The sequence below is a fragment of the Streptomyces sp. MnatMP-M17 genome (genome assembly GCF_900091995.1).
GTDB lineage: Bacteria > Actinomycetota > Actinomycetes > Streptomycetales > Streptomycetaceae > Streptomyces.
Genome location: NZ_FMDK01000342.1, coordinates 1 through 24,990 on the forward strand (window position 1 = coordinate 1; position 24,990 = coordinate 24,990).

At 69.0% G+C, this 24,990-nt stretch carries 25 protein-coding genes and 1 pseudogene; 16 read left to right on the top strand and 10 right to left on the bottom strand.

Features of this window, described 5'->3' with window-relative positions; all coding sequences use genetic code 11:
• Nucleotides 1-56: 56 nt before the first annotated feature.
• Nucleotides 57-1,376: an MFS transporter gene (locus GA0115259_RS15925; protein ID WP_256098017.1), complete on the bottom strand. Its 1,320-nt coding sequence runs from the start codon at nucleotides 1,374-1,376 to the stop codon at nucleotides 57-59.
• Between the two features lie 207 nt (nucleotides 1,377-1,583).
• Nucleotides 1,584-2,015 (bottom strand): PPOX class F420-dependent oxidoreductase, encoded by a 432-nt coding sequence (locus tag GA0115259_RS15930; RefSeq protein WP_093596870.1) that lies wholly within the window; start codon nucleotides 2,013-2,015, stop codon nucleotides 1,584-1,586.
• Between the two features lie 177 nt (nucleotides 2,016-2,192).
• Between GA0115259_RS15930 and GA0115259_RS15935 the strand changes: the two genes are divergently transcribed.
• The 11 genes from GA0115259_RS15935 to GA0115259_RS15985 all read left to right on the top strand — a co-directional run bounded on the left by GA0115259_RS15935 (nucleotide 2,193) and on the right by GA0115259_RS15985 (nucleotide 11,777).
• The gene (locus GA0115259_RS15935) at nucleotides 2,193-2,855 is read left to right on the top strand and encodes a GntR family transcriptional regulator (RefSeq protein WP_093596873.1); all 663 of its coding nucleotides are present in this window, start codon (nucleotides 2,193-2,195) and stop codon (nucleotides 2,853-2,855) included.
• 157 nt (nucleotides 2,856-3,012) lie between these two features.
• Complete coding sequence (locus GA0115259_RS15940; protein ID WP_093596876.1) at nucleotides 3,013-3,474, top strand: VOC family protein; 462 nt, start codon at nucleotides 3,013-3,015, stop codon at nucleotides 3,472-3,474.
• Nucleotides 3,471-4,889, top strand: a complete 1,419-nt coding sequence (locus tag GA0115259_RS15945; protein ID WP_093596879.1) for a gamma-glutamyltransferase — start codon at nucleotides 3,471-3,473, stop codon at nucleotides 4,887-4,889. The genes GA0115259_RS15940 and GA0115259_RS15945 overlap by 4 nt, the downstream gene beginning before the upstream one ends.
• Nucleotides 4,886-5,722 (top strand): aspartate dehydrogenase domain-containing protein, encoded by an 837-nt coding sequence (locus tag GA0115259_RS15950; RefSeq protein WP_141716583.1) that lies wholly within the window; start codon nucleotides 4,886-4,888, stop codon nucleotides 5,720-5,722. The genes GA0115259_RS15945 and GA0115259_RS15950 overlap by 4 nt, the downstream gene beginning before the upstream one ends.
• A gap of 45 nt (nucleotides 5,723-5,767) precedes the next feature.
• Entirely contained in the window at nucleotides 5,768-7,003 is a 1,236-nt protein-coding gene (locus GA0115259_RS15955) for an aromatic ring-hydroxylating oxygenase subunit alpha (RefSeq protein WP_093596885.1), read from the top strand.
• Nucleotides 7,000-7,557: a nuclear transport factor 2 family protein gene (locus GA0115259_RS15960; protein ID WP_093596888.1), complete on the top strand. Its 558-nt coding sequence runs from the start codon at nucleotides 7,000-7,002 to the stop codon at nucleotides 7,555-7,557. Before GA0115259_RS15955 ends, GA0115259_RS15960 begins: the two co-directional genes overlap by 4 nt.
• Before the next feature lie 72 nt (nucleotides 7,558-7,629).
• A complete protein-coding gene (locus GA0115259_RS15965; protein ID WP_141716584.1) occupies nucleotides 7,630-7,950 on the top strand; it encodes an NIPSNAP family protein in 321 nt (106 codons plus the stop codon).
• A 6-nt stretch (nucleotides 7,951-7,956) separates the two neighbouring features.
• Nucleotides 7,957-8,610, top strand: coding sequence for a hypothetical protein (locus tag GA0115259_RS15970; protein WP_093596894.1), 654 nt, complete (start codon nucleotides 7,957-7,959; stop codon nucleotides 8,608-8,610).
• Between the two features lie 182 nt (nucleotides 8,611-8,792).
• Nucleotides 8,793-9,605 (top strand): ABC transporter ATP-binding protein, encoded by an 813-nt coding sequence (locus GA0115259_RS15975; RefSeq protein ID WP_093596943.1) that lies wholly within the window; start codon nucleotides 8,793-8,795, stop codon nucleotides 9,603-9,605.
• Entirely contained in the window at nucleotides 9,602-10,507 is a 906-nt protein-coding gene (locus GA0115259_RS15980) for an ABC transporter permease (RefSeq protein ID WP_093596897.1), read from the top strand. Before GA0115259_RS15975 ends, GA0115259_RS15980 begins: the two co-directional genes overlap by 4 nt.
• Nucleotides 10,508-10,613: 106 nt before the next feature.
• Nucleotides 10,614-11,777, top strand: a complete 1,164-nt coding sequence (locus tag GA0115259_RS15985; protein WP_093596900.1) for a hypothetical protein — start codon at nucleotides 10,614-10,616, stop codon at nucleotides 11,775-11,777.
• 30 nt (nucleotides 11,778-11,807) lie between these two features.
• Here the strand turns inward: GA0115259_RS15985 and GA0115259_RS15990 are convergent, their stop codons facing one another.
• From GA0115259_RS15990 to GA0115259_RS42810, 7 genes are all read right to left on the bottom strand, one after another.
• A complete protein-coding gene (locus GA0115259_RS15990; protein ID WP_093596903.1) occupies nucleotides 11,808-12,683 on the bottom strand; it encodes an anchored repeat-type ABC transporter permease subunit in 876 nt (291 codons plus the stop codon).
• Complete coding sequence (locus GA0115259_RS15995) at nucleotides 12,683-13,522, bottom strand: anchored repeat-type ABC transporter ATP-binding subunit (protein WP_093596906.1); 840 nt, start codon at nucleotides 13,520-13,522, stop codon at nucleotides 12,683-12,685. The genes GA0115259_RS15990 and GA0115259_RS15995 overlap by 1 nt, the downstream gene beginning before the upstream one ends.
• A complete protein-coding gene (locus GA0115259_RS16000) occupies nucleotides 13,519-15,219 on the bottom strand; it encodes a TIGR03773 family transporter-associated surface protein (RefSeq protein ID WP_093596909.1) in 1,701 nt (566 codons plus the stop codon). The genes GA0115259_RS15995 and GA0115259_RS16000 overlap by 4 nt, the downstream gene beginning before the upstream one ends.
• Nucleotides 15,219-16,772, bottom strand: coding sequence for an anchored repeat ABC transporter, substrate-binding protein (locus GA0115259_RS16005; RefSeq protein WP_093596913.1), 1,554 nt, complete (start codon nucleotides 16,770-16,772; stop codon nucleotides 15,219-15,221). The genes GA0115259_RS16000 and GA0115259_RS16005 overlap by 1 nt, the downstream gene beginning before the upstream one ends.
• A gap of 103 nt (nucleotides 16,773-16,875) precedes the next feature.
• A complete protein-coding gene (locus GA0115259_RS16010; RefSeq protein ID WP_093596916.1) occupies nucleotides 16,876-18,648 on the bottom strand; it encodes a choice-of-anchor M domain-containing protein in 1,773 nt (590 codons plus the stop codon).
• Between the two features lie 14 nt (nucleotides 18,649-18,662).
• Complete coding sequence (locus GA0115259_RS16015; RefSeq protein ID WP_093596919.1) at nucleotides 18,663-19,361, bottom strand: choice-of-anchor M domain-containing protein; 699 nt, start codon at nucleotides 19,359-19,361, stop codon at nucleotides 18,663-18,665.
• 229 nt (nucleotides 19,362-19,590) lie between these two features.
• Nucleotides 19,591-20,103 (bottom strand): helix-turn-helix domain-containing protein, encoded by a 513-nt coding sequence (locus GA0115259_RS42810; RefSeq protein ID WP_093596922.1) that lies wholly within the window; start codon nucleotides 20,101-20,103, stop codon nucleotides 19,591-19,593.
• Nucleotides 20,104-20,998: 895 nt separating this feature from the next.
• On the opposite strand from GA0115259_RS42810, the gene GA0115259_RS16025 reads away from it, so the two are divergent.
• Both GA0115259_RS16025 and GA0115259_RS16030 read left to right on the top strand, forming a co-directional pair.
• Nucleotides 20,999-21,178 (top strand): DUF397 domain-containing protein, encoded by a 180-nt coding sequence (locus GA0115259_RS16025; RefSeq protein ID WP_256098016.1) that lies wholly within the window; start codon nucleotides 20,999-21,001, stop codon nucleotides 21,176-21,178.
• 220 nt (nucleotides 21,179-21,398) lie between these two features.
• A complete protein-coding gene (locus tag GA0115259_RS16030; protein ID WP_370747920.1) occupies nucleotides 21,399-22,238 on the top strand; it encodes an SAM-dependent methyltransferase in 840 nt (279 codons plus the stop codon).
• Between the two features lie 23 nt (nucleotides 22,239-22,261).
• Here the strand turns inward: GA0115259_RS16030 and GA0115259_RS16035 are convergent.
• Nucleotides 22,262-22,786 (bottom strand): annotated as a pseudogene (locus GA0115259_RS16035) (transposase); the annotation flags it as partial.
• Between the two features lie 249 nt (nucleotides 22,787-23,035).
• On the opposite strand from GA0115259_RS16035, the gene GA0115259_RS16040 reads away from it, so the two are divergent.
• Genes GA0115259_RS16040 through GA0115259_RS16050 form a run of 3 tightly spaced genes read left to right on the top strand, consistent with a single transcriptional unit; the run spans nucleotide 23,036 to nucleotide 24,832 of the window.
• A complete protein-coding gene (locus tag GA0115259_RS16040; protein WP_093596934.1) occupies nucleotides 23,036-23,863 on the top strand; it encodes an alpha/beta fold hydrolase in 828 nt (275 codons plus the stop codon).
• Entirely contained in the window at nucleotides 23,856-24,467 is a 612-nt protein-coding gene (locus GA0115259_RS16045; RefSeq protein ID WP_093596937.1) for a TetR/AcrR family transcriptional regulator, read from the top strand. The genes GA0115259_RS16040 and GA0115259_RS16045 overlap by 8 nt, the downstream gene beginning before the upstream one ends.
• The gene (locus tag GA0115259_RS16050) at nucleotides 24,464-24,832 is read left to right on the top strand and encodes a hypothetical protein (protein WP_093596940.1); all 369 of its coding nucleotides are present in this window, start codon (nucleotides 24,464-24,466) and stop codon (nucleotides 24,830-24,832) included. Before GA0115259_RS16045 ends, GA0115259_RS16050 begins: the two co-directional genes overlap by 4 nt.
• Nucleotides 24,833-24,990 lie beyond the last annotated feature (158 nt).

The window sequence follows — 24,990 nt, forward strand, 5'->3', positions numbered from 1 at the left end:
GCAGCGGCTGATGTCACTGCGGGCACGCGAGCCCAGCAAGATCCAAACGAGAGGCCCTAGACGAGTCCGCGCTCCCGTGTCTCCGGGAGCGCCCGGACGCAGAGCAGGGAGACCACGGCCATCGCGCTGACGTACCAGCCCACCGACGCCGAGCCGAAGCCGGACTGGAGGCGCGGGACGACCAGCGGGGAGACCGCGCCGCCCAGGACGCCGCCCAGGTTGTACGCGAGTGACGCGCCCGAGTAGCGGACGCGGGCGGGGAACAGTTCCGGCAGATACGCGCCCATCGGGCCGGAGGTCGTGCCCACGCAGAACAGCGCGCCGCCCATGGCCACCGCCATCACCACCGGGTGTCTGGTGTCGAGCAGCGGGAACAGCACCAGGGCCCAGACCGCGGCCAGTCCACAGCCCGTCAGCACCAGCTTCCGCCGTCCCTCCGTGTCGGAGCGGGTGGCGGCGAACCAGATGGCGGTCGCGAGGAAGAGGCAGGCGACCAGGGACAGCGCCAGCATCGTATTGCGCGGCATGCCCAAGGCTGTGGTGGTGTACGACAGGCCGTAGGTCATCGTCGAGTAGAAGAGGGTGTATACGACGGCCATGGCGCCCGCGCCGAGCAGGAGTTCGCGCGGATGGCACCGGAGGAGTTCCGCCACGGGCGCCCTGCTCGCCGTCCGCTCCGCCACGGACCGCGCGAAGACCGGAGTCTCGCTGATCTTCAGCCGTACGACCAGTCCGACGGCGACCAGCAGGAAGGACAGCAGGAACGGAACGCGCCATCCCCAGCTCGCGAAGGCCGCCTCGTCGAGCGACGCGGACATCAGCCAGAAGACGCCGGTGGCGGCGGAGAAGCCGACGGGCGGGCCGAGTTGGGGGAACGCCGCGTACAGCCCGCGCCGCCCGCTGGGTGCGTGCTCCACGGCGAGGAGCACCGCGCCGCCCCACTCGCCGCCGATCCCGATTCCCTGGAGGAAGCGGAGCAGGACGAGCAGCAGAGGTGCCCAGCTGCCCAGGGTGGCGTAGCCGGGCAGCAGCCCCACCAGCGCCGTGGACAGACCCATCAGCAGCAGTGAGGCGACCAGGACGGACTTACGGCCGACGCGGTCGCCGAAATGGCCGAAGATGATTGAGCCGATCGGGCGAGCCAGAAAGGCGACCGCGTACGTGGAGAACGATGCGAGCGTGGCGTTGAGAGGCGAGAGGTTGGGGAAGAAGACGTCGTCGAGGACCAGCGCCGCCGCCATGCCGTAGATGAAGAAGTCGTAGAGCTCGATGGTGTTGCCGATGAAGCTCGCCACGGCCACCCGGCGTGGACTCTCCTGGTTTTCCGGACGGGCCGTGGCGGGCCCTGTGGGAGTGGGGGACAGAGTGTCGTCGATCACACAGGCACTTTCACGGCCGGTGACCGGGGCGGTCAACGGCGCACTTCGGGCACTCCATGGAATCGCGACGCTACCGACTGTTATCGGCCGTGCGGTCGCCGGTGCGTCCGTCGTACGGCGCGGAACGCGTGTTGATGCGGTCGACGGACCCGGAGTCCCGGCCGGAGTCCCGGAGGCCCGGAGGCCTCTGTGGCCGACCGGCCGTCAGCGGAGCAGGGTGCCGTACACGTTGTCGACCGTCATCGTGATCAGCACTCTCCGGTCGGACACCATGACCGACCGGTACTCGTCCCAGTCCGGGTGTTCGCCGGCGGCGGCGCGGTAGTAGTCCACCAACGCCTGGACCTCGGGACCGTGCGGGTCGGTTCCCGGCCCGACGAGTGTGACCGTGCCCTCCGCGGTGGCCCATGCCCGGCCGTCCGGGCTGGTCACCTCGAGCGCGGCTCGTGGGTCCCGGCGCAGGTTGGCGATCTTGGCGGTTCCCGCGGTGGTCGACACCCGGATGACACCGGCGGCCTGGTCATAGGCCGGCGTGACGGGAGAGAGCTGGGGGCGGCCGTCGGACTTGATCGTCGCGAGCACGCCGAGCCGGCTGTGCGCGAGCAGCGCGTGCGGATCGAAGAGTGTGTCTGCCATGTCGGCCCCAACCCGCAACCGGACGCTGTGTATTCCGGCTCGCTCGGCCCTGTGAGGATCGGCGATCGGCATACCGGCAGAAGGCATCCGGCCGTTGCGGGGGAGACGACGACGGCTCGAACACGGTAGCCTCGGTTGTATCTTGTATTCAATGCCCGTTGTGCCGAGGAGTCACCTATGTCATCAGTGGGATCTCGTCATCGTTCCCTCCGTGACGAGACGGCCGATGAGATGCGCCGGCTCATCCTCGACGGCGAGCTGCGTCCCGGCGAGCGCCTGAGCGAGGCCACGATCTCCGAACGTCTCGGGGTCTCCCGCCACCCCGTGCGCGAGGCGTTCCGCCGTCTGGAGGCGGAGGGCCTGCTGGAGGCGCTTCCGCGCCGCGGAGTACGAGTTGTCGAGCTCGACAGGGACGAGCTGCGTATCGTCCGGGAGATCCGGCTGGCGCTTGAACTGATCGCGGTCCAGCGCACCGTGGAACGTGCCGACGAGGCGACGATGTCCGCTCTGCGCGTGACGCTGGAGGAAGGGCGCACCGCTGCCGCGGCCGCCGATCACGACAGGATCAACGCGCTGAACGACCAGTTCCATGAACTGCTCGCCTCCGGCGGCGGCTCACGCTTCCTGGCCGACACACTGCGCTCCGTACGCAATCAGGCGCACCATCTGGTCGGAGGCAAGAGCACGGCCGTCAACCAGTCGTGGGACGAGCACGCGGCGATCATCCAAGCGGCACTCGACCGGGACGCCGAGCTCGCGGTGCTGCTGATGCGTCGCCATCTCCAGCAGCGCCACGCGAACCAGGGCGGACCGCAGCCCGTCGAAGCGGCCCAAGGCTGACCGACACCACGTCACGCACGGACGCCCGGAGGAACATTCCTCCGGGCGTCCGTGCGTCGCGCGTACGAGGCCGGCGCGGTCCGCCAGGACCGGAGCGGACACACGGGTTTAACACGAGTCGTCGTCAGCCGTGATGTCTTTTGGATACAAAATGCCCATGACGACTACGTACTCTTCCATCCCCGCCCGCGAGGGCGCCGCCGTGGCCGTGAAGCGACTGGACCACATCGTCCTGCGCGTGAAGGATCCCGAGGCCTCCGTGGCCTGGTATGTCGAGAAGTTCGGCTTCTTGGTGCACCGGCTCGACGAGTTCCGCGCGGGAACAGTTCCGTTCCCTTCGGTCGAGGTGTGCCCGGGCACGATCATCGACCTCGACGCGCGCGTGGAGGCCACCGGCAAGAACGTGTCCCACTTCGCCATCGAGGTGGAGCCGATCGACTTCGTCGCTCTGCGGGACTCCGGGGTCTTCGAGACGGTTGAAGGTCCTTTCCGCCGCTGGGGAGCGCGCGGACCCGGCGACCTCGTGTACGTCGACGATCCTGACGGCAACACGATCGAGCTGCGCCACTACGCCCTCGGCCAGTTGGACGATCACGCTCCCAGCCAGTCGGACGCATGAGCGTGCCGGCACGCACGATCGCGCGACGCGCGGTGGCTTCCGGGACGCTCGGCGCCGTGGCCTCGGGCTCACGGACGGCCAGTGGTATCGGGCTCGCCGCGCTGCTGGACGGCGGCAACGCCTTTGACGCCGCCCTCGCGGCCGCCTTCGCCGAGACCGTCGTGATGCCGTCCAAGTGCGGCCTCGCCGGCGACCTCGTGGCGTTGTACGTAACCGCCGACCACGAGGAGCCGGTCTCCGTCATCGCGTTGGGCGGCGCGCCGGCCGGCCTTTACACCGCAGCGGCGGCACGTGATTGGCAAGTCCCCGCGACCGGCCCGTTGTCGGTCGGTGTTCCCGGCGCCCCGGCGGGATACGCCCACCTCGGCGCGCTCGGCAGGATGGGCCGGGAACGCCTCGTCTCGCCCGCGGTCGCGCTGGCACGGCGGGGCTTCCCATGGTCGCGGCTGAATGTGCTCCTGACTCAGGAGTCGCTCGCGACGCTGATGCGCTACCAGCCCGACGGCGGCCGGTGCTTCCCGGTGACGGGCCCGCTCGCCGAGGGCGAGGCCGTGCGGATGCCCGGTCTCGCGGGAGTGCTGGAGCGGTTCGTCCACGACGGATCGGACCTCTTCGCCGGAGAGCTCGGCCGACGCCTCGTCGGCTATGTCCAGGAGCACGGAGGCGTCCTGGACCTGGACGACCTCGGCACCGTCGAGGTGATCGAGGAACGCGCGCACAGTGTGGAGTCGGAGCACGGCCGCCTCTGGGCGACCAACGGCCCGAGCTACGGGATCGCTCTCACGCGGACGTTCGACCGCGAACACCGTGTCGACCGCGGCGCTCCCACCTCGCCGGACGCGGTGGCGCGGGCTCTCGCGGCCCTGGCCCGAGGCGGGCTCCAGCCGGCGCTGACGGCCGAAGGGACATCGACCGTGTCGGCCGCCGACGCGGACGGCAACGCCGTGGTGATCGTCCACTCCAACTCGTTCCCGCGGTACGGCAGCGGGCTGGTCCTCCCGGGCGACGACCTCGTCCTGGCCAACCGCGCCGGACGTGGCTTCACCTTCGAGGCGGGCCATCCTAACGCACCTCGCCCAGGTCAGCGGCCACTTACGACACTCCACGCCTGGGCCCTGAAGGACGCGACGCGGTCATGGGTCCTCGGCGCCACGCCCGGTGGCGCTCAGCAGGTTCCCTGGAATGTCCAGGTCATCGACCAACTGACCTGTCCCGACCTGCTCGACGGCCCGGCGCGGATGGGCGCCGCCGTGACGGCACCCAAGTGGGAGATCTCCGACCGCGGTGTTCTGCGCGAAGGCGCGGAGCTCCCGCCGCTCGGCGCCCGGTCCGCCCACACCCTGGTCCGTCTCGGTCCTGACCTCCTCTCGGCCGCCGCCGATCCGCGGTGGGACGCGACGGCGGTCGCGTCATGACATGGCGTATCGCCGTCGCCGGTACGGGCACGATCGGCGGACGAGTCGCGGCCGAACTCGGCGCCGGCCGCGTCGCGGGCTGCGAACTCGTGGCCGTACTCGACTCGTCCAGCGACGACACCGTGATCGGCGAGGCGCTGAGGTCGGCCGACCTCCTGGTCGAGGCCAGCACCGCCGCGGCAGCGCGCGTGCTTCTCCCGCGTGCGCTCGACGCCGGACTGCGGATCGTGCTCTGTTCCTGCGGCATCCTCGCCGATCGTTCCGTCGAGTCCGACCTGCGCCGGCGCGGTGCCGTACTCGGCGCGGATGTCCTGGTGCCGGCCGGAGCGATCGGCGGCCTCGACATCCTCGGCGCCGCGTACCGCGCGTCGGTCCGTACACCGGTCCGTACATCGGACTCTACGGCGGGCGGCCGTGCGGTGCCCGAGGTGACGGTGCGGCACACCACCACCAAGAGGCCGGCGGCTCTCGGTATGAGCGCCACCGTGACCGAGCCCGACGAGGTCTTCCGAGGCTCCGCGCGCGAGGCGGCCCTCGCCTATCCGCTCACCTCCAACTCCTCCGTCGCCCTGGCGCTCGCCACGATCGGCCTCGACAACGTCGAAGTCGTCATCGTCGCCAATCCCGCCGCGACGTCCACCCGGCATCGGATCGAGCTGTCGTCACCCGTCGGCCGCTACGACTTCGCCATCGAGAACACCGTCTCGCCCGCCTCGGGCGGACGGACGTCGGAGATCACCGCATGGTCGGTCATCGACGTCCTGGAGAAGCACGCCAGATCCCGGACGCCCGCCATGACGCGATTTCACAGCGAGGTAATCCAGGACCACTAGTTTGGATACAAGATACGGATCAATTCGGCGGCGAAGAGGAGACACATGAGTACGACACTCCCGATCAGTGACCATGCCCTGGCCGCGGCCCGGGCCGTGATGGCCGACATCGACCACACCACCGACCCGGTCGCCACGGCACGGCTCCTGCCTCCGGCCGTCTATACGAGCACGGACTTCTGGGAGTTCGAGAAGGAAGCCATCTTCCACCGGGAGTGGCTGTGCATCGGTCATGTCAACGAGGTCCCCGAGCCCGGTGACCAGCTGCCGCTGACGATCCTCGACGAGCCGATCGTCATGCTGCGCGACCTCAGCGGCCATGTCCGCGTGATGTCGGCGGTGTGCCAACACCGTGGCCAGCCGTTGTTCGGCGGACTCGCAGGCGAGGGCCGCAGCGCGGCGGCGCCCTGTCTCTCCGGCCGGGTCATGAAGTGCCCGTACCACAACTGGGCCTTCGATCTGGACGGCCGGCTGGCGGCGGCTCCGTCCATGACCGAGACGGTGCCCGTCAAGCGCCTGCGCGAGACGATCCGCCTGCCCCAGATCCGCCATGAGATCTTCCACGGCCTGGTGTTCATCAACTTTGACGACAATGCCGCGCCTCTGGCCCCGAGCGTGGCACGGATGGACGAGGAGCTGTCGACCTTCGGGCTGGAGGAGCTGGTCCCGATGCCGGCCTCCGTCTTCGAGGACCAGAAGTGGAACTGGAAGATCCACCACGACAACGCTCTTGAGCCGTACCACACGAGCTATGTGCACCGCGGTGTGCACGAGGCCGCTCCGGCCAAGAACGCGCGCTTCTACGACTTCGAGCGCGGCGACGGACAGGTCATGCACCCGACGTATCTGCTGGACGAGAACGCCGGCCTGGCCAGCACCGACGGCAGGCGGACCACGTCCATCATCCCGGGCCTGACCGATGAGCAGCGCAAGCGCGTCATGTTCGCCTCGATCCCGCCCATGCTCTTCTCGATCCTCCAGCCGACGTTCGTACAGCTCGCGATGATCCATCCGAACGGGCCCGGCTCGATGGACCTGCGACGGGTCAACCTCTACCCCAAGTCGGCCGTCGAGGAGCCGGGCTTCCACGAGGCCTACGAGAAGTTCCTGGACCGCAAGTCGCTCGCGATCCATCAGGACGCCGTGACGACCGCGGCCCTCCAGCAGGGGCTCCGCTCGCGGTACGCGCCACGCGGACCTCTGTCCTGGATGGAGTCCAACATCCCTCAGCTCAACGCCTGGCTCGTGGAGCGCTATCAGAAGGCACTGGACACGCTGTGACCGACCTCGCCACCCCGACCGCTACTTCGACCGCCACTCCAACCGCCACCGACCTCGCCACTCCGACGGATCTGTCCGCCGTCCTCGCCCGGCTCGATCTGCTCGAATCCCGCGAGGAGATCAACGCCCTCATGGTCAGCTATATGGCGGCCACCGACGCCCACCAGGACAAAGGCTCCAAGGTCGCCGCGCTGTTCACCGAGGACGGGCGCTGGCAGAGCGTCGGACCTCACGGGAACCCGGAATGGGCGGCCGTCGGACGTCCGGCGCTCATCACCAAGTTCGACCGCAATGTCGAACGCATGCCGTTCTCGGCGCACTTCGTGACCAATCCCGCGGTCGAGGTGTCCAGTGACACGGCCCGCGGACAGTTCATGTACTTCCAGGCCTGCACCTACCGCGGCGACCAGCCGCTGTGGATCGCCGGGTCCTACGACAACGACTTCGCCCGGGTGGACGGGCGATGGCTCATCGCCCATATGCGCGTCCACAACTTCTTCACCACGCCGTTCGACCAAGGCTGGGTCGCCGTGCCCCACCTGCGGACACCGTAACTCCCCAGCTGCGGACGCCATGACCACACCTCCCGGAAGACACCTCCCGAAAGCGATCGGACCGTGACCGAGATGACCTACCGCCACCAGATCCTGCGCAACCTCGCGTTCGGCACGCTGCCCACGTTCACCCGGCTCCAGGAGCAGAAGAACGCGCTGCTGGTCGCGGCCGGGCTGACGCCCTACGCGATCTGGGCGCCGGCCTTCGGCGGTCTGCACCACCTGGTCATCGAGGCCTCGTTCACCTCGATGTCCGCGTTCGAGAAGGAGCACGCCGCGACGAAGCAGATCGCCGGAATGGCCGCCCTCAACGCACAGCAGCTCGAATGCGTGATTCCCGGGACGGCCCGTGACCGGCTCCAGCGCCTCGGGCTCGCCGCAGAGCGGGCCTGAACTCCCATGCCGCTCGGCGACTACGACTGGTACGCGTGGCACGCACCGTACGACCAGCTCCACACGGTCGAGACCGACCGTCTTGAGCAGGTGCAGGAGGCGATCTCCGCCGCTCTGGACGCGGCGCCACCGGGCCGTCTCACCGCGGTCAGCGCCTGTTCCGGACAGTCGCGGGACCTCCTTCCCGTCCTCATCGACCACCCACGCGGTCATGACATCGACGCCCTGATGATCGAACTGGAGCCGTTGAACGCGTCGTTCCTGCATGGTGCCCTCGGCAGCACCGCACTCACCTCGGTCGATGTGGTCGTGGCGGACGCCGGCGCGGCGGCGTCGTACGCCGGTCATGTCCCGGCCGAACTGCTGCTGATGTGCGGCGTGTTCGCGAACATCGGCCTCAAGGACGCGCGGCATACGATCGGCCGCCTCGGCGAACTCGTCGCACGCGCCGGATCGGTGATCTGGACGACGTACGGCGACTCCATCGAGGATGCCGACGACGTGCTGGCCGCGTTCGCCGACGCCGACTTCACTCCGGTGTCGCTGGTGTGGGCCGTTGACCGCTCCTGGCTGGTGGCCGTGCACCGCTTCGACGGCGACGGCCGGCCGTGGTCCGACGAGGGCGTCCTGTTCGCGTTCCGAGCGCCGACGGAGCCCTGAACTCTGCCGGACCGGGCGCCGGACCGGGCGGCGAACGTCACTCCTGAAGCAGTTACCTCAAAGTTTACTCGGCAGAAACCCTCACCCGAGTTTGGGATACAAAATTCATTAGACAAAGCGGGATCCCAGCTGCATACACGTACACGCAGAGGCGGACACGACGAATGACGAACATCCTGCCGATGGACACGACACAGGACGGCCGGGGACCGGTGCGGCAGCAACGGGCCGGCCGGCATCCGGCTCCGCTCGACAAGTCCGTCGAGCCGATCGTGAAGTTCTCCGGACTCACCAAGCGGTTCGCCGACGGCACCGTGGCCCTGAGCGACCTCGATCTCTCCATCAGGCCTGGGGAGTTCGTCTCGCTCGTCGGGCCGTCGGGCTGCGGCAAGTCGACGCTGTTGCGGATCGCCGCGGGCCTCAGCCCGATCAGCGAGGGCCGTGTCGAGACCAGGTTCGACTCGCTCGGATATATCTTCCAGGACGCGACGCTCATGCCGTGGCGCACGGTCGCGCGCAATGTCGAGCTGCTCGCCCAGCTGGAGGGCCTGCCCAAGGCCCGCCGTCGCCGGCTCGCCCAGGAGGCCATCGATCTCGTCGGCCTCGGCGGGTTCGAGGACAACTACCCGAAGACACTGTCCGGCGGGATGAAGATGCGTGTCTCGCTGGCCCGGTCGCTCACGCTGAATCCCAATCCGTTCATGTTCGACGAGCCTTTCGGTGCGCTCGACGCGATCACCCGCGAGCGGCTCAACGACGAGGTGCTGAAGCTCTACGCGGAACGGCGGTTCACGGCCCTGTTCGTGACCCACTCGATCTCCGAGGCCGTGTATCTCTCGTCGCGTGTCGTTGTCATGGCGCCTCGTCCAGGACGCGTGATCGGTGAGTTCGACATCCCGTTCGACTATCCACGGTCGCCGCACCTCCGCTACGGCGAGGAGTTCGGCGCCATAGCCCATGAGATCTCCGAGTGTCTGCGAGGAGTGAGCACATGACCATCGCCTCCCAGGTCCAGGCGACACCTCCGGCCGAGTCCGCCGTCGGCGTCCCGAAGGAACCACGGGTCATCCTTCCCTCCACCAAGCGACGCCGGGCCCGGGTCGGGAACTTCCTCGTCGTCGCCGGCCCACCCGCCCTCGTGGCCGCGACCGCCATCGGGATCTGGTACCTGCTGGCGTACTTCGGCCTCAGCGAGACACAGCGCTTCATCCTTCCTCCGCCGCACGAGGTCGTGGCGGTCGGCTTCCTCGACTGGGCCAACCTCAAGGAGATCCTCCAGGGGCTCCTGTCGAGCGGCACCGTCTCGCTCGTCGCGTTCGCGCTCTCCACCGTCATCGGCCTGGTCTTCGCCATCACGATGAGCGAGGCCCGCTGGATCGAGCGGTCGTTCTACCCGTTCGCCGTCGCGCTCCAGACGATCCCGTTCCTGGCCCTCGTACCGCTGATCGGCTTCTGGTTCGGGTTCAACGAGCAGAGCCGCATCATCGTGGCGACGCTGGTCTCGCTCTTTCCCATCACGACCAACGCGCTGTTCGGGCTGCAGTCCGGTGACGCCGCCCTGCATGACCTGGTGCGGCTGCACAACCGGTCACGTCGTGTACGTCTCGTCCGCCTGCGGCTTCCCGGCGCCCTGCCGGCGATCTTCACCGGGCTGCGGATCTCGGCGGGACTGTCGGTCATCGCCTCCATCGTCACCGACTTCTTCATCCGCCAGGGACGGCCCGGTATCGGCGGCCTCCTTCAGAACTACTCGGCCAACCTTCAGTCCGAACGGCTCTACGCGGCACTGCTCGTCACCTGTGCCTTCGGTCTCGCGGTGTTCTGGACGGTCGGACTCGTCCGCAAGCTCACCATCGGCCGGTGGGAGACCTCGACCGCGACGCGCTCCGACGACTGAACAACCGCACCTCTCCTCCGCCATACATGCCGTCACTCCTCACCCCCCCGGTACCCGGATCCGGACACTCCCGTCCCGACCTGACCTGCTCTCATCAGGAGAGAACATGCACACCAATGCGCGCACCGCCCGCGGCCTCCAGCGATCCGCGTCCCTCGCGGTCGCCTCGGCGGGCATCATGCTGCTCGCCGCTTGCGGAAGCGGTTCGAGTGACACGGCCGACACCGCCGGCACGGCACCCACCGGCGGCGGACCGCTCGCCGGTATCTGTCCGAGCACCGTGAAGATCCAGTCGAGCTGGTACCCGCAGCCGTCCAAGGGCGCGCTCTATCAGCTCGTGGGGCCCAACGGGACGATCAACACCGGCAACGGCACATACAGCGGCGAGGTCGGCGGTGTGACCGTCTCGGTCCTGGCCGGCGGCCCGTTCCTCGGCAACCAGTCCGTCATGGCACGTCTCTACCAGGATCCCTCGATCCTGCTCGGCGAGGTCAGCACGGACGATGCCATCGAGGTCTCGGACAAGCAGCCAGTGATCGCGGTCGTCGCCACCCTGCAGAAGAGCCCCAAGGCGATCGTCTACGATCCCGCGACCTATCCCGACGTCAAGTCCATCGCCGATGTGGCCAAGACAGGCGCCACCGTGCTCAAGGCCGGCGAGGACGCCTCCAGCAATCTCCTGGTCGCGAACGGCAGCCTCAAGTCCGGCCAGCTCGACTACAGTTACGACGGCTCGCCCGGACGCTTCATCACCGCGGGTGGCAAGGCCATGATCATCGACTACGCCGATGCCACGACCTACCGGTTCGAGCACCTCAAGCAGTGGGGCAAGACTCTCAGCAGTCTCCCGCTCGCCGACGGCGGCTACACGACGTACGAGAACTCCCTGTCCGTCACGCCGGCGAACAAGACGAAGTACGACTCCTGCCTCAAGACGCTCGTGCCCATGATCCAGAAGGCCGTCGTCAGCTACACGACGAATCCGGAGCCGATGAACGCGACCATGGAGAAGTACGCGACCGAGGCCAAGAGCCCGACCACACTGACACCAGCTCAGGACGCCTACTCCGTCGCCTTCATGAAGGACAACGGCATCCTGGCCGCCGGCCCCGACGGTGTGGTGGGCAGCTTCGACACCGACCGTGTCACCCAGCTCATCAGCGACATGGCACCGGTTGTCAAGAAGCAGCACATCACGGTCAAGAGCGGTCTCGCCGCCGACGCCCTCGTCACCAACGAGTATCTGGACACCTCGATCTCGATGAAGTGACCGACCGCAGGACGAACGGCAGAAGCCGTATCACACTGTCGGTGATGAGATCGCCGCCGTACGGCCCCTCCGTAGCCGCAGCACTCTGGCCAGGGGGCCGTGCCGTGGTGCCAGGCACCATACGACAGCGAACACACCCGTCAGCACGACCACGACCGATCCTCCGGCCGCAAGGTCATAGGCGTAGGACACATAGAGCCCGGCCACACTCCCCGCACAGCCGATCGCCGACGCCAGTAGGGTCATCGCCCACAACCGTTCCGTCAGCATGCGGGCCGTCGCGGCCGGGGTGATGAGCAGGGCCAGGACGAGGATATTGCCGACGGCCTCCAGCGACATCACGATCGTCGCCGTGACGACGATGTACAGCGTCAGATCCAGTCGCAGTACGGGCAGTCCTGCCGCCCGTGCCGTCTCCCGGTCCAGAGAAACGGCGACCAGTTCCTTACGCAGTACCAGCACCAGCACGACGAGCACCGCGCCGATCCCCGCCACCGTCCACACGTCGCCCGGACTCACCGCCAGCACCTGCCCGAAGAGGAACGACGACAGATCCGTCGTCCAGCTGTCCCGTGTCGATACGAGCACGATGCCGAGCCCGAAGGCGAACGCGAAGAACACACCGATGACTGTGTCCTCCTTCAGCCGCCGGTTCTGCGAGACGACCGCGATGAGCACGGCTGTGGTGATTCCGGCGGCTGCCCCGCCGAGCAGCAGATTGCCGTTGAACGCGTACGCGAGCGCCACTCCCGGAAACGCGGAGTGTGCCACCGCGTCCCCGATGAAGGCCATCCCGCGCAGCACCACGAACACACCGACGACACCGCACACCAGCCCGACGACCGCGGCGACCGCGAACGCCCGCTGCATAAAGGGAAGATCCCATGGCTCCAGCAGAAACCCCATCACACCGTCACCGCCTTGGAAGGGGAGGACGCGGTGCCGGACCCCGTGCCTGACCCGGTGCCGGCACCCGATCCCGATCCCCGCGCGGTTGCGCCGATCGCCCGGTCCAGCCCGAAGGCCCGCAGCATCTGTTCCGGGTCCGAGAGCAGTTCGGGACCGCCCTCGGCCACCACACTCCGGTTGAGCAGCACCACACGCGTGCAGGAGCGGGCCGCCGCGGCCAGATCATGGGTGGTCATCAGCAGCGCCCGCCCCTCCTGTGCCAGCCCCGCGAACAGGGCGCCGAGCACATCCTGTGTCGGTACGTCGACCCCGGTGAACGGCTCGTCCAGCAGCAGTACGTCCGGCTCGGTGGCCAGCGCGCGGGCCACCAGGACCCGCTGTCGCTGTCCGCCCGACAGTTCGCCGACGGGCCGCCGCCGCAGTGCGGTCAGTCCCGTACGCTCCAGCGCCTCGTCGGCCGCGGCCCGGTCGCTGGCCCCCGCTCGCCGCAGCCAGCCGATCTGCCGGGTACGTCCCGACAGCACGGCACCGGCCACATCGACGGGGAAGTCCCAGGCGAACTCATGCCGTTGGGGTACGTAGCCGATACGCGCCCGAGCGGTCACGGTGCCGGATGCCAGGGGCAGCAGGCCCAGGACGGCCCGTAGCAGCGTCGTCTTCCCGGCGCCGTTCGGGCCGAGCAGTCCGACGAGTTCGCCCTCGCGCACCACGAGCCCCGCCTCGGACACGGCGAGCCGCCCGCCGAGCCGTACGGAGACGGCGTCGACGGTCAGCGGCGCGGGCGCGGCCACATCCTGGGACGGGCGGGCGGATACGTCGCGTCCGTGGCCTGTCATGCCATTTCCCGTCGACCGCGCCGCGTCGCGACCACAAAACCCGTGCCCAGCGCGGCGAGCCCGGCCGCGGTCGCGCCGATCAGCAGGGCACCGCCAGCCCCGGTATGCGCCATCGCCCCCTGCGTCCCGTCATCGCCGCCGTCATGGACGGCGGAACCCCCACCGTCGCCGCCGGAGCCCGCTCCTGGCTGTCCGCCACCCGGTGAACTGGGCGACGCGTCAGCCGGATTCCCCGCGCCGCCGCCCGGCTCGACCGTGCTCGGGTCGGTGGCCCCCACCACGAATGTCACTGTCTCCGTGTCGCTGACCGGGGATCCGTCCGCGAGTGTGCCCGACATGGTGAACGTCAGCCGGTACACGCCTTCCTCGCCGAAGGCCCAGCCGCCGTGTGCGTGGGTGTTCTGCGCTACGTCGAAGGTGTCGGGAACGCCGTCCCGGCTGTTGAAACGGATGGTCGCGCCGGACATCCCGTCGTAGTTGTAGAGCGCGAAGGCGCCGGGTCCTTCGGCCTTGGCCAGCTTGAACCCGACGGCGCCCTTCGTCCTGCCCGGCTCGATGTTCTCCGTGGACCAGCCGGGCCACAGCAGCCCCTCCTGCTGGACCTGGTCGAGCAGCCACACCGGGTCGCCCGGCCTGCCGAGGAACGCGAAGTCGTCGCCGTCCGGGATCTCCTTCTTCGCGGCGGGCCTGACGTGCAGGACCACCGACGACGGCTCCCTCCAGACCGTCTTCCCGGCCACCGTGCCGTCCTTGATGTGGATCTGCATCTTCCCTCCGACGACCCGGGCCGCGAAGTCGATGTGCCCGTTGTCGAGCACCTTCCTGGCGGTATCGGCCTTCCCGTCGGCGGTGTCCTGGGCAGGCGCTGCCTTCGACACCTGTGCTTCCGGCATCTGTGCCACCGACACCTGCGCCTCCGACAGCCGTGCCGACGTCGAAGTCAGCGCCCGGGTACGGCTTTCCGGTGTACGGCTCTGCGCCGGGACCGCGGTGGGCCGATCCTCCTCGTCCGTCATGCCCCGGTGAGCCGCCGAGGGAGCGGATGGCCGGGGCGACGGCATCGCGGGTACGTGTGTTGTGGCGTCCCCGACCCGTACCTCGTACCGCACGGACGCCGCGAGTGCCTTCCCGTCCCGTTCCCGAGCAGCAGCCGCGGTGAACGTCAGTGTGTACGTCCCGGCCGTGTCGAAGGCCCACCGGGTGTCACCGCTCGCGCCGGCCGGCAGGTCGTAGCCGTCGGGCAGACCGTCCGCACTGTCGAACCGCACCAGTGGCCGCGCGCCTGTCGTCTCGTACACGGAGACCGTGCCGGGCCCGTCCACGGCTGCGAGCGACCAGCGCACACTGTCGTCCCGTACACCGCCCGGCGCGATGCCCGAGGTGTCCCACGGCGCGTCAGTGATCTCCCAGACCGGTGTGCCCGGTGTGCCGAGGAACTCGTACGCGGGGTCGTCCGGCACCGGCGTCCGGTGTGTGTTGTCGACCACGACGAGCCCGCCGCGGCCCAGCCCGAGCCCCTGCTCCCCGAGCGTGATCCGCGCCTGCGGAACCGCCGTCGCGGCTTCCGGAGCGCCGGTGGCCGCCCGGGCGGCGGCCCCGCTTCCCGGTATCACCGCGGCGATGGCCATCGAGGCGGCGGCGGCCACCACGATCGAGCCTCTGCGTACGCTCCACGTATTCCGTTCGCCCGTCACCATCAGGCAGTCCTTCCCAGGCACCGAGCCAGCTCGCGCGCGTTGTGCCGCATCATCGATATGTAGTCATGGATCTTGTTGTCGAACGAGTCGCCGTAGATGGTGCAGACCCGTACGCCCTCGTCCTGGGCGACCCGGCGCAGCACATCGGCGCGTGCCGCGAGATTCGGCTCCAGGAAGACGGCCGGGACCCGCTTCTCGCGGATGGTGTCGCCGAGCGCGCGCACCTCGGCCGCGCTCGGCTCCTGGCTGGGCACCGGCACGACGAAGCCCACGACCTCCATGGCGTACGCCTTGGCGAGATAGCCGAAGGCGTCATGCGTGGTGATGAGCTTGCGACGGTCCGCCGGGATGGCCGCGAGCTGTCGGGCGACCTCCTGATCCAGTGCGCCGAGCTGCTTCAAGTACTGTGCGGCATTGGCCTCGTAGGTCCGGCGGCCCTCGGGATCGGCCTTGATCAGCTCCGCCTCGATACGTCGCACATACGCCTCGGCGTTGGCCACGTCCTCCCATGCGTGCGGGTCCAGATCGCCGTGCACATGTTTGCCCAGCACGGCCTGCGGCAGCACCCACACATCGGCGCCGGGCGTGCCGAGGAACCGGAAGGCGTCCTCCTTCGGCACCCGCGCCTTGGCCCGGTCCGGTACGGACATCACCACCTTGTCGGCCGGGTGATGGGTCCGCTTCCCGGTCCTCGGGTCGTCGACGCGTACGTACACCTGCCGTTTTTCGGCGTTGAGCGCGACATCGGCGTGCCCGCCGTCGAGAACCGTCCGGCCCCCGGACGCCCCGGATGACACCGGCGAACCCGGACCGGCCGGCGAGCCGCCGACCTCGAACGTCACCGTGCCGCGCCCGATCTCCGCGGTCTTCCCGTCGAGCGTCTCGGTCCGGCCCTCGACCGTCAGCCGGTACGTTCCGGGCTTGCTGAACGACCAGTTGACATGTGTATGGGCCTCGGGCGGCAGTGTGAAGGAGTCCTTGGCGTCGAAGCCGTCGGTGGAGTCGACATAGCTCTTGGGACGGCCGAGCGTGTCCGTCAGATATACGTGCAGATCGCCCGGCCCGGTCATATTGACGGCGGTGGTGCGCACCTGGGAACCCTCGCCCGCGAGTTCGCCCTCCACCGCCCAGCCCAGCCAGAGCACATCGAGCCCGAGGTCCTCCTTGAGCTTGATCACCGAGCCGCCGTACTCCTCCAGCGTCTCGCTGATGGCGACCTTCGGGGTGCCCTCGCGGGTGTTGGTGTGGACCATCTTCATGATCCCGGGCTCTTCGAGCAGCAGTCCATTGCTGAACACGAGATCGGCCCGTGCCACCCTGACCGCGTCGCCCGGGCTCGGCTCGTACGAATGAGGATCGCCGTGGTGCGGCACGATCGATGTCACATCGACCCGGTCACCGCCGACCCGGCCGACCAGGTCCGCGATGATCGCGGTGGTCGCCGAGACGGTCAACGCGGCGTCGGACGCGCCTGGTTGTGAGCGCCCGCTGCACGCGGTCAGCAGTGCGGACGCCACGACCAGCGCGGCGGACATGCGGAGTGGGGCCCGCATCGGGCTCCTCCCTTTCCTGGTTGTGGAGGGGTATGTGCCCCGGGGCGGGGAACAGGCGGGGCCTTGTCCACACGGCCCCGGGGCCGGCGCCCCGGGGCAGGTGTCAGGCCTTGCCGGTTCCGGCTCCCGGGACATGCCTACGGTGACGTCGGCGCACCGCGAGGAAGGCGATGCCCCCTGCCATGACACCGGCGACGGCCCCCGTGAGAGGCAGCAGCACACCGGCGCCCGTCGCGGCGAGTCCGCCCTGCGGGGACGTACCCTCGCCGGACGAACCGTCCGGGCCCGAGGCACCACCGGAGCCGGCGGCCGATCCCCCGTCGGAACCGGGAACCAGCGTGCCGTCCGACGGGTGGCCGGACCCGCCCGGACCGTCCGTCGAGCCGGACGGCGTGGGCGCGGGGGAGCCCGGGGGACTCACGGAGGGCGAGGCGGTGGGGCCGTCCCCATCTCCGTCCCCGTCCCCGTCCCCATCTCCGTCCCCCGGAACGACCGTTGCCGGATCGATGTCCCCCACCGCGAACGCCACCGTCTCGCTGTCGCCGACCTTCGTACCGTTCGCGAGGGTGCCGCTCATGGTGAAGGTCGCCCGGTAGACGCCCTCCTCGGTGAACGCCCATACCGGGTGCGCGTGGGTATGGGCGGCGAAGGAGAAGCTGTCCGGCAGCCCGTCGCCGCTGTCGAGCACGTTGGTGAGCCCGCCGAGGCCGCTGTTCTGGAACACGGCCAGTTGCCCCGGCCCGCGCACCGCGGTCAGTTCGTACGTCAGATCTCCACGGAAGTCCGCCGGGTCCAGCTCCGTCGAGCCCCAGCCCGGCCACACCAGCCCCGGCACCTGCTGGTCGGGCAGCCACCACACCGGGTCGCCGGCCGTCCCCAGGAACTCGTAGCCCGCGCCTATCCTCCGCTTGGCCTGCGGTTTCACATGGATGACAACACTCTCCGGCTCGCGCCACACCAGGGTGTCGTACGCGCCGTCCTTGATCTGGAACCGCAGGGCCCCGCCGACCAGCCGGGTCGCCAGGTCGATATGCCCGTCGCCGATGACGTACCCCTTCGGGGGCGTCGGTGTCTGCGACACGGTCGGATCGGGACCCGGGCCGGACCCGGAGGGTGTGGAAGTCGGCGTGGGTGTGGGTGTGGGCGACGGGGTGGACCCGTCGCCGGGCAGCACCTGCCCGGGATCGATGTCATCACCGACCACGACGGCGACGGTCTCCCTGTCGACGTCGCGCGTGCCGCCTCCGGTGTCGACGGAGATCTCGAAGGTCACCCGGTAGACCCCCTCCGCCGTGAACCCCCACATGGGGGTGAAACGGTCGGAGTCGGGAAGGGGGAACGACGAGTACTCCGGCAGGCGTTCCACGAGCAGCGGTTCGGCCTGGGCACCGTTCGCCCAGTCCCAGGAGAACATGGCGAAGTCGCCAGGCCCCTGGACCTCCGCCAGCCGCACTCCGGCCGACCCGGCTTGCGCGGCGGGGAGTTCGCCGGTGCTCCAGCCGGGGTCGAGGTCGAAGCGGTCGTCGGAACCGACGCCGTTGAGGAGCCAGACCGGATACCCCGGTGTCTCCTCGAACATCGCTACGGGTTCGATCATCGCGCCGTCAATCGCGTACTCCGTCTCCGGCTTGGCATGCAGAACCACAGTCGAGGGCTCCCGCCACACCGTGCTCCCGCCTCCGGTACGGTCGGCGACCCCCAACTGGACCGTGCCGTCCACGATCCTCGGCGCGAAGTCGATCTCGCCCTCGTCCAGCACGACGGCGAGCGGAGCCGCGCCGGCCGCCGTACTCCCTCCGGCGACCGCGGCGAACGCTCCGGCGAACAGGGCCGCCGCGACCGCGACCGCGGCCCCGGTACGCAGCGACCCGTTCATCCTGGGAGTAGTCGTCACGGCTTGACGGAGAAGACGTACGACGCCGTGGCGGACGGTGTGGCACCGCCGACGGTGGTGCCGCTGACCCGGAAGGTGAGCCGGTAGGTACCGGCCGCCTCGAAGGCCCAGTTGTAGTGGTTGTGGGAGCCGGTCAGGAACGAGCGGGAGTCGGACGCGCCGAGACCGTCGCCACCGTCGTAGAACTTGGTCACCGCGGAGCCGGACACACCGTAGACACTGACCTCGGCGGTCGTGTCCTCGAACACCCCGTCGCCCGCGGCGTCGTACTCGGCGCCGGTGAGCGTGAACGTCACGCGGTCGTTGGTGAACACACCCGAGTTCAGGTGCTCGGTGGAGATGCCGGGCCACAGCAAGCCCTTGGCCGCGGCGGCGGCCTGGTCCTGCGGCAGGATCCACACGGTGGAGCCCGCGGCGCCGAGGAAGTTGTACGCGGCGCCCGCCGGTCTGACCGTCTTGGCGGCGGCCGGCACATCGAGCCGCACATCGGCGGGGGCGTACTCGACGTCGGGGGTGACCGATTCGTCGTGCACATGCAGATCGAAGGCCGCGCCGTCGAACTCGGCGTCCAGGACGTCGACATGACCGGACGACAGAACGACCGGAGCGGCGGCGGTGGCCGTGGCGAGCCCCGTCATCGCGAGCGCGGCGAAAGCGGCGCCCGAAACCGTCACAAATCGCTGAAGAGCAGACATAGATGTCCCCCCAAGGGTGGGTAGGTGCTTGACCAGGACCGGTCAAGGCGATGGGTGAGACGATAATCGTTTTCATTAATGACCGCAACAGAGTCCGTGCGGAAGCCGTGAGCGGCGCCGGCTGCGACGCCACAGGGCTGCCGGGCGTTGCCGCGCATCGAGTCGCGCCGCCCCGGGAGTCGGCTCCCGCCCTCTCGCGCGACCTCGGATCTCCTGGGTCCGGGCGGTCTCAGCCCTCGCGAGGCGGCTCGTGCCCTGGGCCGACGCATTCGTCGAACGATCTCGGAGGGTGGAAGCCGCGACCGGCGGAATGCTCCTGCCGGCACTTCTCGTCCTCCCACACCTTGCGCAGAATCAGGGGGTCGGCTCCGCAAGCACGCGCGATGCGTTCAGTAACGGGCCAGTTGGGGAATTGCTCCCCGGCCAGAACGCGGGACATCTGGGACAGCGAGAGGCCGGTGCTGACGGCGAGTTCCTCGACAGAAACATGCGAAAAGCGCTGTACGTGTGTAAGGACGGACCCCAGTTGGCATCTGGTCGGTCGGGACTGCCGGCTCTCGTGTAACTCCCGCATGGTGATGTCGGCCGCGGCCGGTGCGGGAGCCGGGCCGGCCGGGGTGTTCTTTTGTGGAAGTGGCTCGTTACCGTGGTCGGAACGGAACGGGACGCGCATATGCCAGATGTCCTTCCTCGGAGGCTCGATGCCGGATATGCGGCAACGAAGCACTGCTCGTTGCCGCATATCCGATCGCCGCTTCTCACCCGCCGTTCGGGGCTCCACGGGTACTGAGCCAGATGGTGAGGGCGGACAGGGCGACGGCTGTCAGGAAGGTCATCGGGTCCTGGGGTGTCTGCGGGCCCTGGTAAGGCGCGGCACCGCAGACATGAGCCGTTATAAGCGCGTTGACGGCACAGGCACCCCATGTCGTGTTTCGAATACGGCTGCCAGCCTCGCGGGCGGGGCGGCGTTTGCGTTTACCGCCTTGGCGGTTGGGGGATGTCGCCATTGCGACTCCTTCTGTCGTAGCGACGCAGAGCCCTGGCACCGGGCTCGAACCTGAGGGGCCAGGGCTCTGCGGCTGAACCGAACAGGTCGGTCAGCGGGCACCGAGAGTAGGTTGCCGTGCCACCCGCTGCCACCGCCCCTCCGAGCGTTTCTTCCGCCGTGCGGGTGTTGAACGCACGAAACGGCCGTGAGAACACCGGCCTCCCCACAGATACGCCTGCGGCGCGAACAACCGTCGGCCGCCTGGTTCACTGCTGAAAATCGCAACATCTTCAGTTGTTTGCGCAGGTGAGATCCCTGTCGAAACCGCTTATGTGATTGTCTGATATATGCACCTCGGACGCTTTTTGTGCTGAGTGCGCTCCCGTGAACGCGCCCGCGTGAAGTTCTTGAAGAGAAAGCTTCCCGGCGCGCACTTGCACGCCCGACCACGCCTGCCGCGAGGAGAAAGGTGCTTCGTGCAGGTTCAGCGACGGTCTTCACGGGTCATCATTGAGATGGCCGTCGCGATGCAATTGCATCTGGGGCCGACGGGGTACTGGCAGCTGTCGCAGAGGAGCTGATGATGACGGGGGAATCCGGAACGATCTCAGATGTCGCAAAGGGATGTGCCGAGCAGACGGCCGTCCCGGTGACGGCCTGGCGGAAGAGTTCGTACAGCAATCACAACGGTGCCTGCGTCGAAGTGGCCGCTCATGGTCCCGAGGCCGTCGCCTTCCGTGACTCCAAGGTCCCGGACGGGCCTGTCCTGGGGTTCGTGCGTGGCGATGCCGCGGCCTTCATCGCGGCGGTGGCCATCGGGGACTTGTAGTTCGCGGAACAGCTGATGCGGAGCCTGGCCGCGCCGGTTCCGGCAGACAAGAGGTGATGCATGCCTGTCAGGCGTGCATCACCTCGTCCTGAGCCGCAGGGGTGGACACGCGCCCGTTCTGGCGGGTACTCAGTGACCGTGATGCAAGTGCATCCGTCGCATTCAACTTGTCGCACAAGTTGGATTGCGCGGATGGGACGCGCGTGTGGAAGGGGACGGCGTGGCGGACGACAGCACCGGGCACTCGGAAATCGGCGGAGGGGGCGCGGAGTTACGGCAGGACCGGCCTCACAGCGCCAGGATGTACGACTACTACCTGGGCGGGAAGACCAACTACGCGGTCGACCGGGAAGCGGCGGAGGAAGTCACCCGTCACTTTCCCGGCATAGGCGCGGCGGCTCGGGTGAACCGTGCCTTTATGCATCGATCGGCGCGCTATCTGGCCGGTCACTGCGGGATCCGCCAGTTCATCGACATCGGGACCGGGATTCCGACCGCCCCCAACCTGCACGAAGTGGCCCAGGAGGCGGCCCCGGACGCCCGGGTCGTCTATGTGGACAACGACCCGATCGTGCTTGTTTACGCGGACGAACTCCTCAACAGCTCATCGCAGGGGGCGACTGCCTATGTCGAAGGGGACGTGACCGACCCCGGCTCGGTGCTGGCGGCGGTGGAGGAGTCCGGCTGTCTGGACCTGGAGCGTCCGGTCGGCCTGAGCCTGCACGCCCTGCTGCACTTCGTTCCGGACGACCGCGATCCGTACGGGATAGTGCGGACGCTGCTCGACCGGTTGGCGCCGGGTTCCTATCTGAGTCTTTCGCACTGCACCCCCGACTTCGACCCTGTGGCATGGGCGGGAATCGTGGAGGTCTACCACAGCGCGGGCACCGCGGCGCAGGTGCGCAGCCGGGCTGAAGTACTGCGTTTCTTCGACGGGTTGACGCTGGCGGACCCGGGGCTGGTGGTGGCGCACCGCTGGCGCCCGCAGGCTGCCAGCGGACCGAGCCTTGTGACCGATGCCCAGGTGTCCCTGTATGCCGGAGTGGCACAGAAGGCCTAGCGCCCAACGGGCGGCGCCCGGCCGCTCGTCTGCCCGCCCCGCGAGCGTCCGAGCAGGGCAGCCTTCAGCCGGAGCTTTCGGCGGTGCCGGAGGGGTCGTCGCTCGTCCTGCTCGGGATCAGCCGCGGCGCCCTGCGCGCTTTCTTCTTCGAGGCCGCCCCCTTTGACCTCGGCAGCAGCCTTCTCCAAAGCGGTGAGCACGTCCTCGTTCATGTGCATCCCGGCGGCGTCGTGGTGAGCCCGTGCGGTGGTGGAGTCGATGCTGACCAAAGACAGGTCGACCTCGCCTCGCTTCGCGGCCTCCGTGATCAGGCCTTTCAGAAGGGCCTCGAACACGCCGGCGCCACGCCACTGCCGGAAGCGGTTGTGCACGGTCGACCAGGCACCGAACTCCTGCGGCATCTCCCGCCACTGCCCGCCGGTCTTGAACCGCCAGATCCCCCCCTCGAACTGCTGCCGCAGCCGCTCGGGGTACGGGCCGTACTCGCCGATCGGTAGGTACGGCCCGATGAACTGCCACTCCTCGTTGGTCAGTTGCACACGCGTCACGCAAGACGATCTACCACCTCTGGCTCCACGTAGGCGAAACCCGCCCATAGCCCACCGTCAACGGAAGCTCCCTCGTGCCACGGTCGCCGTGCGGCTCCATCATGCGGTGCCGTGCCGCGCTCCTCCCACCCGCGGCGCCGGACGGTTCCCATCCCACCGGGCTTGCCATGGATTCTCGCGCACCGGCCTTGCCCCCTTTGGCTAATGCGAGTAGCTTTTTGGCTATCAAGATTAGCCATGGAGGTCGACATGACTGAGTTCCTGAACGTGGAAGGCGGCACCCTCGCCTACGAAGTGACCGGCTCCGGGCCGCTGATGGTGCTTGCGCACGGGATCGGCCAGAGCCGCGACGCCTATCGGTTCATGGTCCCGGAGCTGGTGGCCGCCGGTTACCGGATCGCGGCCGTGGACCTGCGAGGCAGCGGCGAGTCGACCGCGACGTGGCCGTCCTACACCCGCACCGACATCGCCGGCGACCTGATCGCGCTGATCGAGCACCTCGGCGGTCCCGCGGTGCTGGTCGGCCACTCCATCTCAGGCGGTGCCGCGACGATCGCCGCCGCCAAGGCGCCGGCGCTCGTGAGCGCCGTCGTCGAACTGGCGCCGTTCACCCGCAAGGTGGAGTACTCGCTGAGCGCCCTGGGCGTGTCCCGCTACCGCAAGGGCGCGACGGCGATCTCGGCCGTCGCGATGCTCGGCAGCCACAAGCAGTGGCTCAAGTACCTGGAGATCGCGACCCCGCAGCCGCGCCCGGCGGACTGGGCCGCGAGCCTTGAGCGCACCGATGCCATGCTGCACGAGCCGGGCCGGATGAAGGCCCTGCAGAAGCAGATGAACAGCGCCGCCGACGCCGGTGCCCAACTCGGCAACGTGCACTGCCCGGTCCTGGTCGTCATGGGCACCCTCGATCCCGACTGGGGTGACCCGAAGGCCGAGGGCGAGGCCATCGTGGCCGCGCTGCCGCAGGGCGTCGGCCAGCTGGAGATGCTCCCGGGGGCGGGCCACTACCCGCAGGTCCAGTTCCCGTCGGCGGTGGTCGGCCTGGTGCGCTCGTTCCTGGAGACGGCCCGTGCCTAGGGCCGGACTCGACCGGGATACGGTCATCGCGGCCGCGTCGGAACTCGCCGACGAGGTCGGCTTCGCCGGCCTGACCATGGGCCTGCTGGCCGAACGGGTCGGCGTGCGGACACCGTCGCTGTACAAGCACGTCGACTCGCTGGACGCCCTCCAGCGGGGCGTCGGCCTCCAGGCCGTCCGCGACATCGGCGCCGTCCTGGCCCGGGCTGCCGTCGGCCGGTCCGGTCCGGACGCGGTCCGCACGATCGCCGAGACGTACCGGAAGTGGGCCCTCGACCACCCTGGTCGGTACGCCGCCAGCGTCCGCGCCCCGCACCCCGAAGACGAGGAATACCAGGCCGTGGCCCACGAAGCGGTGCAGATCCTGTTCGACGTGGTCGCCGGCTTCGGGCTGACCGACGAGCGCGCCACCGACGCGGTCCGAGCCCTGCGCACCGTCATCCACGGCTTCGTCGGCCTCGAAAGCGACGACGCCTTCCAGATGGAGCGCGACCCAGCCGACAGCTACCGGTTCGTCGTCGACACGCTCATCAACGGCATGCGGGCCGAGGCCGCCATCAGCGGGCCCGACACCGCGCCGCTCCATGCCGGGGAGGGATCATGACCCAGGCCGCCGACTCCCCGAACCGCACCAACGCCACCTCCGGGCTGCGGTTCCTGACCGAACTGATCGGCTGGACGGCCATCCCGTGGGCGCTGCACCGGGTCGGCTGGACGGTCGCGATCACCGCGCTGGTCCTGCTGATCGGACTGCCGGCCCTCGTCGGAACACCCGGCGACCGCCCCTTCGACCCGCCGGTGGCGATCCCCGGCGCGGCAATGTTCCTGCTCGTGCTCCTCGAAGTGGCCGCCGCAGCGGTGGCGCCGTGGTTCGCGTGGCCCACGTGGGCGGCGGTCGTCGCGACCGCGCTGGCCGCGACGTCGGTCGTGCTCGAACAGCCTCGCTGGCGTTGGCTGTTGCGCCACTAGGGCCTCTCGTTTGGATCTTGCCGGGCTCGCGTGCCCGCAGTGACATCAGCCGTTGCCGCGGCGGGCCGCGCCTCGCCGCGTTGTCGTCGGTCACCAGAGCTCCGCCATGGCTCCCTCCTCCGCCTTGCGATCCACGGCACCAACGCCGACATCAGCCG

What these genes read in the sequence shown, in the direction of transcription:
- GA0115259_RS15930 (WP_093596870.1), bottom strand. Translation starts at nt 2,015, where the DNA reads ATGGCAGACACACTCTTCGATCCGCACGCGCTGCTCGCGCACAGCCGG.
- GA0115259_RS15935 (WP_093596873.1), top strand. Translation starts at nt 2,193, where the DNA reads ATGTCATCAGTGGGATCTCGTCATCGTTCCCTCCGTGACGAGACGGCC.
- GA0115259_RS15940 (WP_093596876.1), top strand. Translation starts at nt 3,013, where the DNA reads ATGACGACTACGTACTCTTCCATCCCCGCCCGCGAGGGCGCCGCCGTG.
- GA0115259_RS15945 (WP_093596879.1), top strand. Translation starts at nt 3,471, where the DNA reads ATGAGCGTGCCGGCACGCACGATCGCGCGACGCGCGGTGGCTTCCGGG.
- GA0115259_RS15950 (WP_141716583.1), top strand. Translation starts at nt 4,886, where the DNA reads ATGACATGGCGTATCGCCGTCGCCGGTACGGGCACGATCGGCGGACGA.
- GA0115259_RS15955 (WP_093596885.1), top strand. Translation starts at nt 5,768, where the DNA reads ATGAGTACGACACTCCCGATCAGTGACCATGCCCTGGCCGCGGCCCGG.
- GA0115259_RS15965 (WP_141716584.1), top strand. Translation starts at nt 7,630, where the DNA reads ATGACCTACCGCCACCAGATCCTGCGCAACCTCGCGTTCGGCACGCTG.
- GA0115259_RS15970 (WP_093596894.1), top strand. Translation starts at nt 7,957, where the DNA reads ATGCCGCTCGGCGACTACGACTGGTACGCGTGGCACGCACCGTACGAC.
- GA0115259_RS15975 (WP_093596943.1), top strand. Translation starts at nt 8,793, where the DNA reads ATGGACACGACACAGGACGGCCGGGGACCGGTGCGGCAGCAACGGGCC.
- GA0115259_RS15980 (WP_093596897.1), top strand. Translation starts at nt 9,602, where the DNA reads ATGACCATCGCCTCCCAGGTCCAGGCGACACCTCCGGCCGAGTCCGCC.
- GA0115259_RS15985 (WP_093596900.1), top strand. Translation starts at nt 10,614, where the DNA reads ATGCACACCAATGCGCGCACCGCCCGCGGCCTCCAGCGATCCGCGTCC.
- GA0115259_RS15990 (WP_093596903.1), bottom strand. Translation starts at nt 12,683, where the DNA reads ATGGGGTTTCTGCTGGAGCCATGGGATCTTCCCTTTATGCAGCGGGCG.
- GA0115259_RS15995 (WP_093596906.1), bottom strand. Translation starts at nt 13,522, where the DNA reads ATGACAGGCCACGGACGCGACGTATCCGCCCGCCCGTCCCAGGATGTG.
- GA0115259_RS16000 (WP_093596909.1), bottom strand. Translation starts at nt 15,219, where the DNA reads ATGGTGACGGGCGAACGGAATACGTGGAGCGTACGCAGAGGCTCGATC.
- GA0115259_RS16005 (WP_093596913.1), bottom strand. Translation starts at nt 16,772, where the DNA reads ATGCGGGCCCCACTCCGCATGTCCGCCGCGCTGGTCGTGGCGTCCGCA.
- GA0115259_RS16010 (WP_093596916.1), bottom strand. Translation starts at nt 18,648, where the DNA reads ATGAACGGGTCGCTGCGTACCGGGGCCGCGGTCGCGGTCGCGGCGGCC.
- GA0115259_RS16015 (WP_093596919.1), bottom strand. Translation starts at nt 19,361, where the DNA reads ATGTCTGCTCTTCAGCGATTTGTGACGGTTTCGGGCGCCGCTTTCGCC.
- GA0115259_RS42810 (WP_093596922.1), bottom strand. Translation starts at nt 20,103, where the DNA reads ATGCGGCAACGAGCAGTGCTTCGTTGCCGCATATCCGGCATCGAGCCT.
- GA0115259_RS16040 (WP_093596934.1), top strand. Translation starts at nt 23,036, where the DNA reads ATGACTGAGTTCCTGAACGTGGAAGGCGGCACCCTCGCCTACGAAGTG.
- GA0115259_RS16050 (WP_093596940.1), top strand. Translation starts at nt 24,464, where the DNA reads ATGACCCAGGCCGCCGACTCCCCGAACCGCACCAACGCCACCTCCGGG.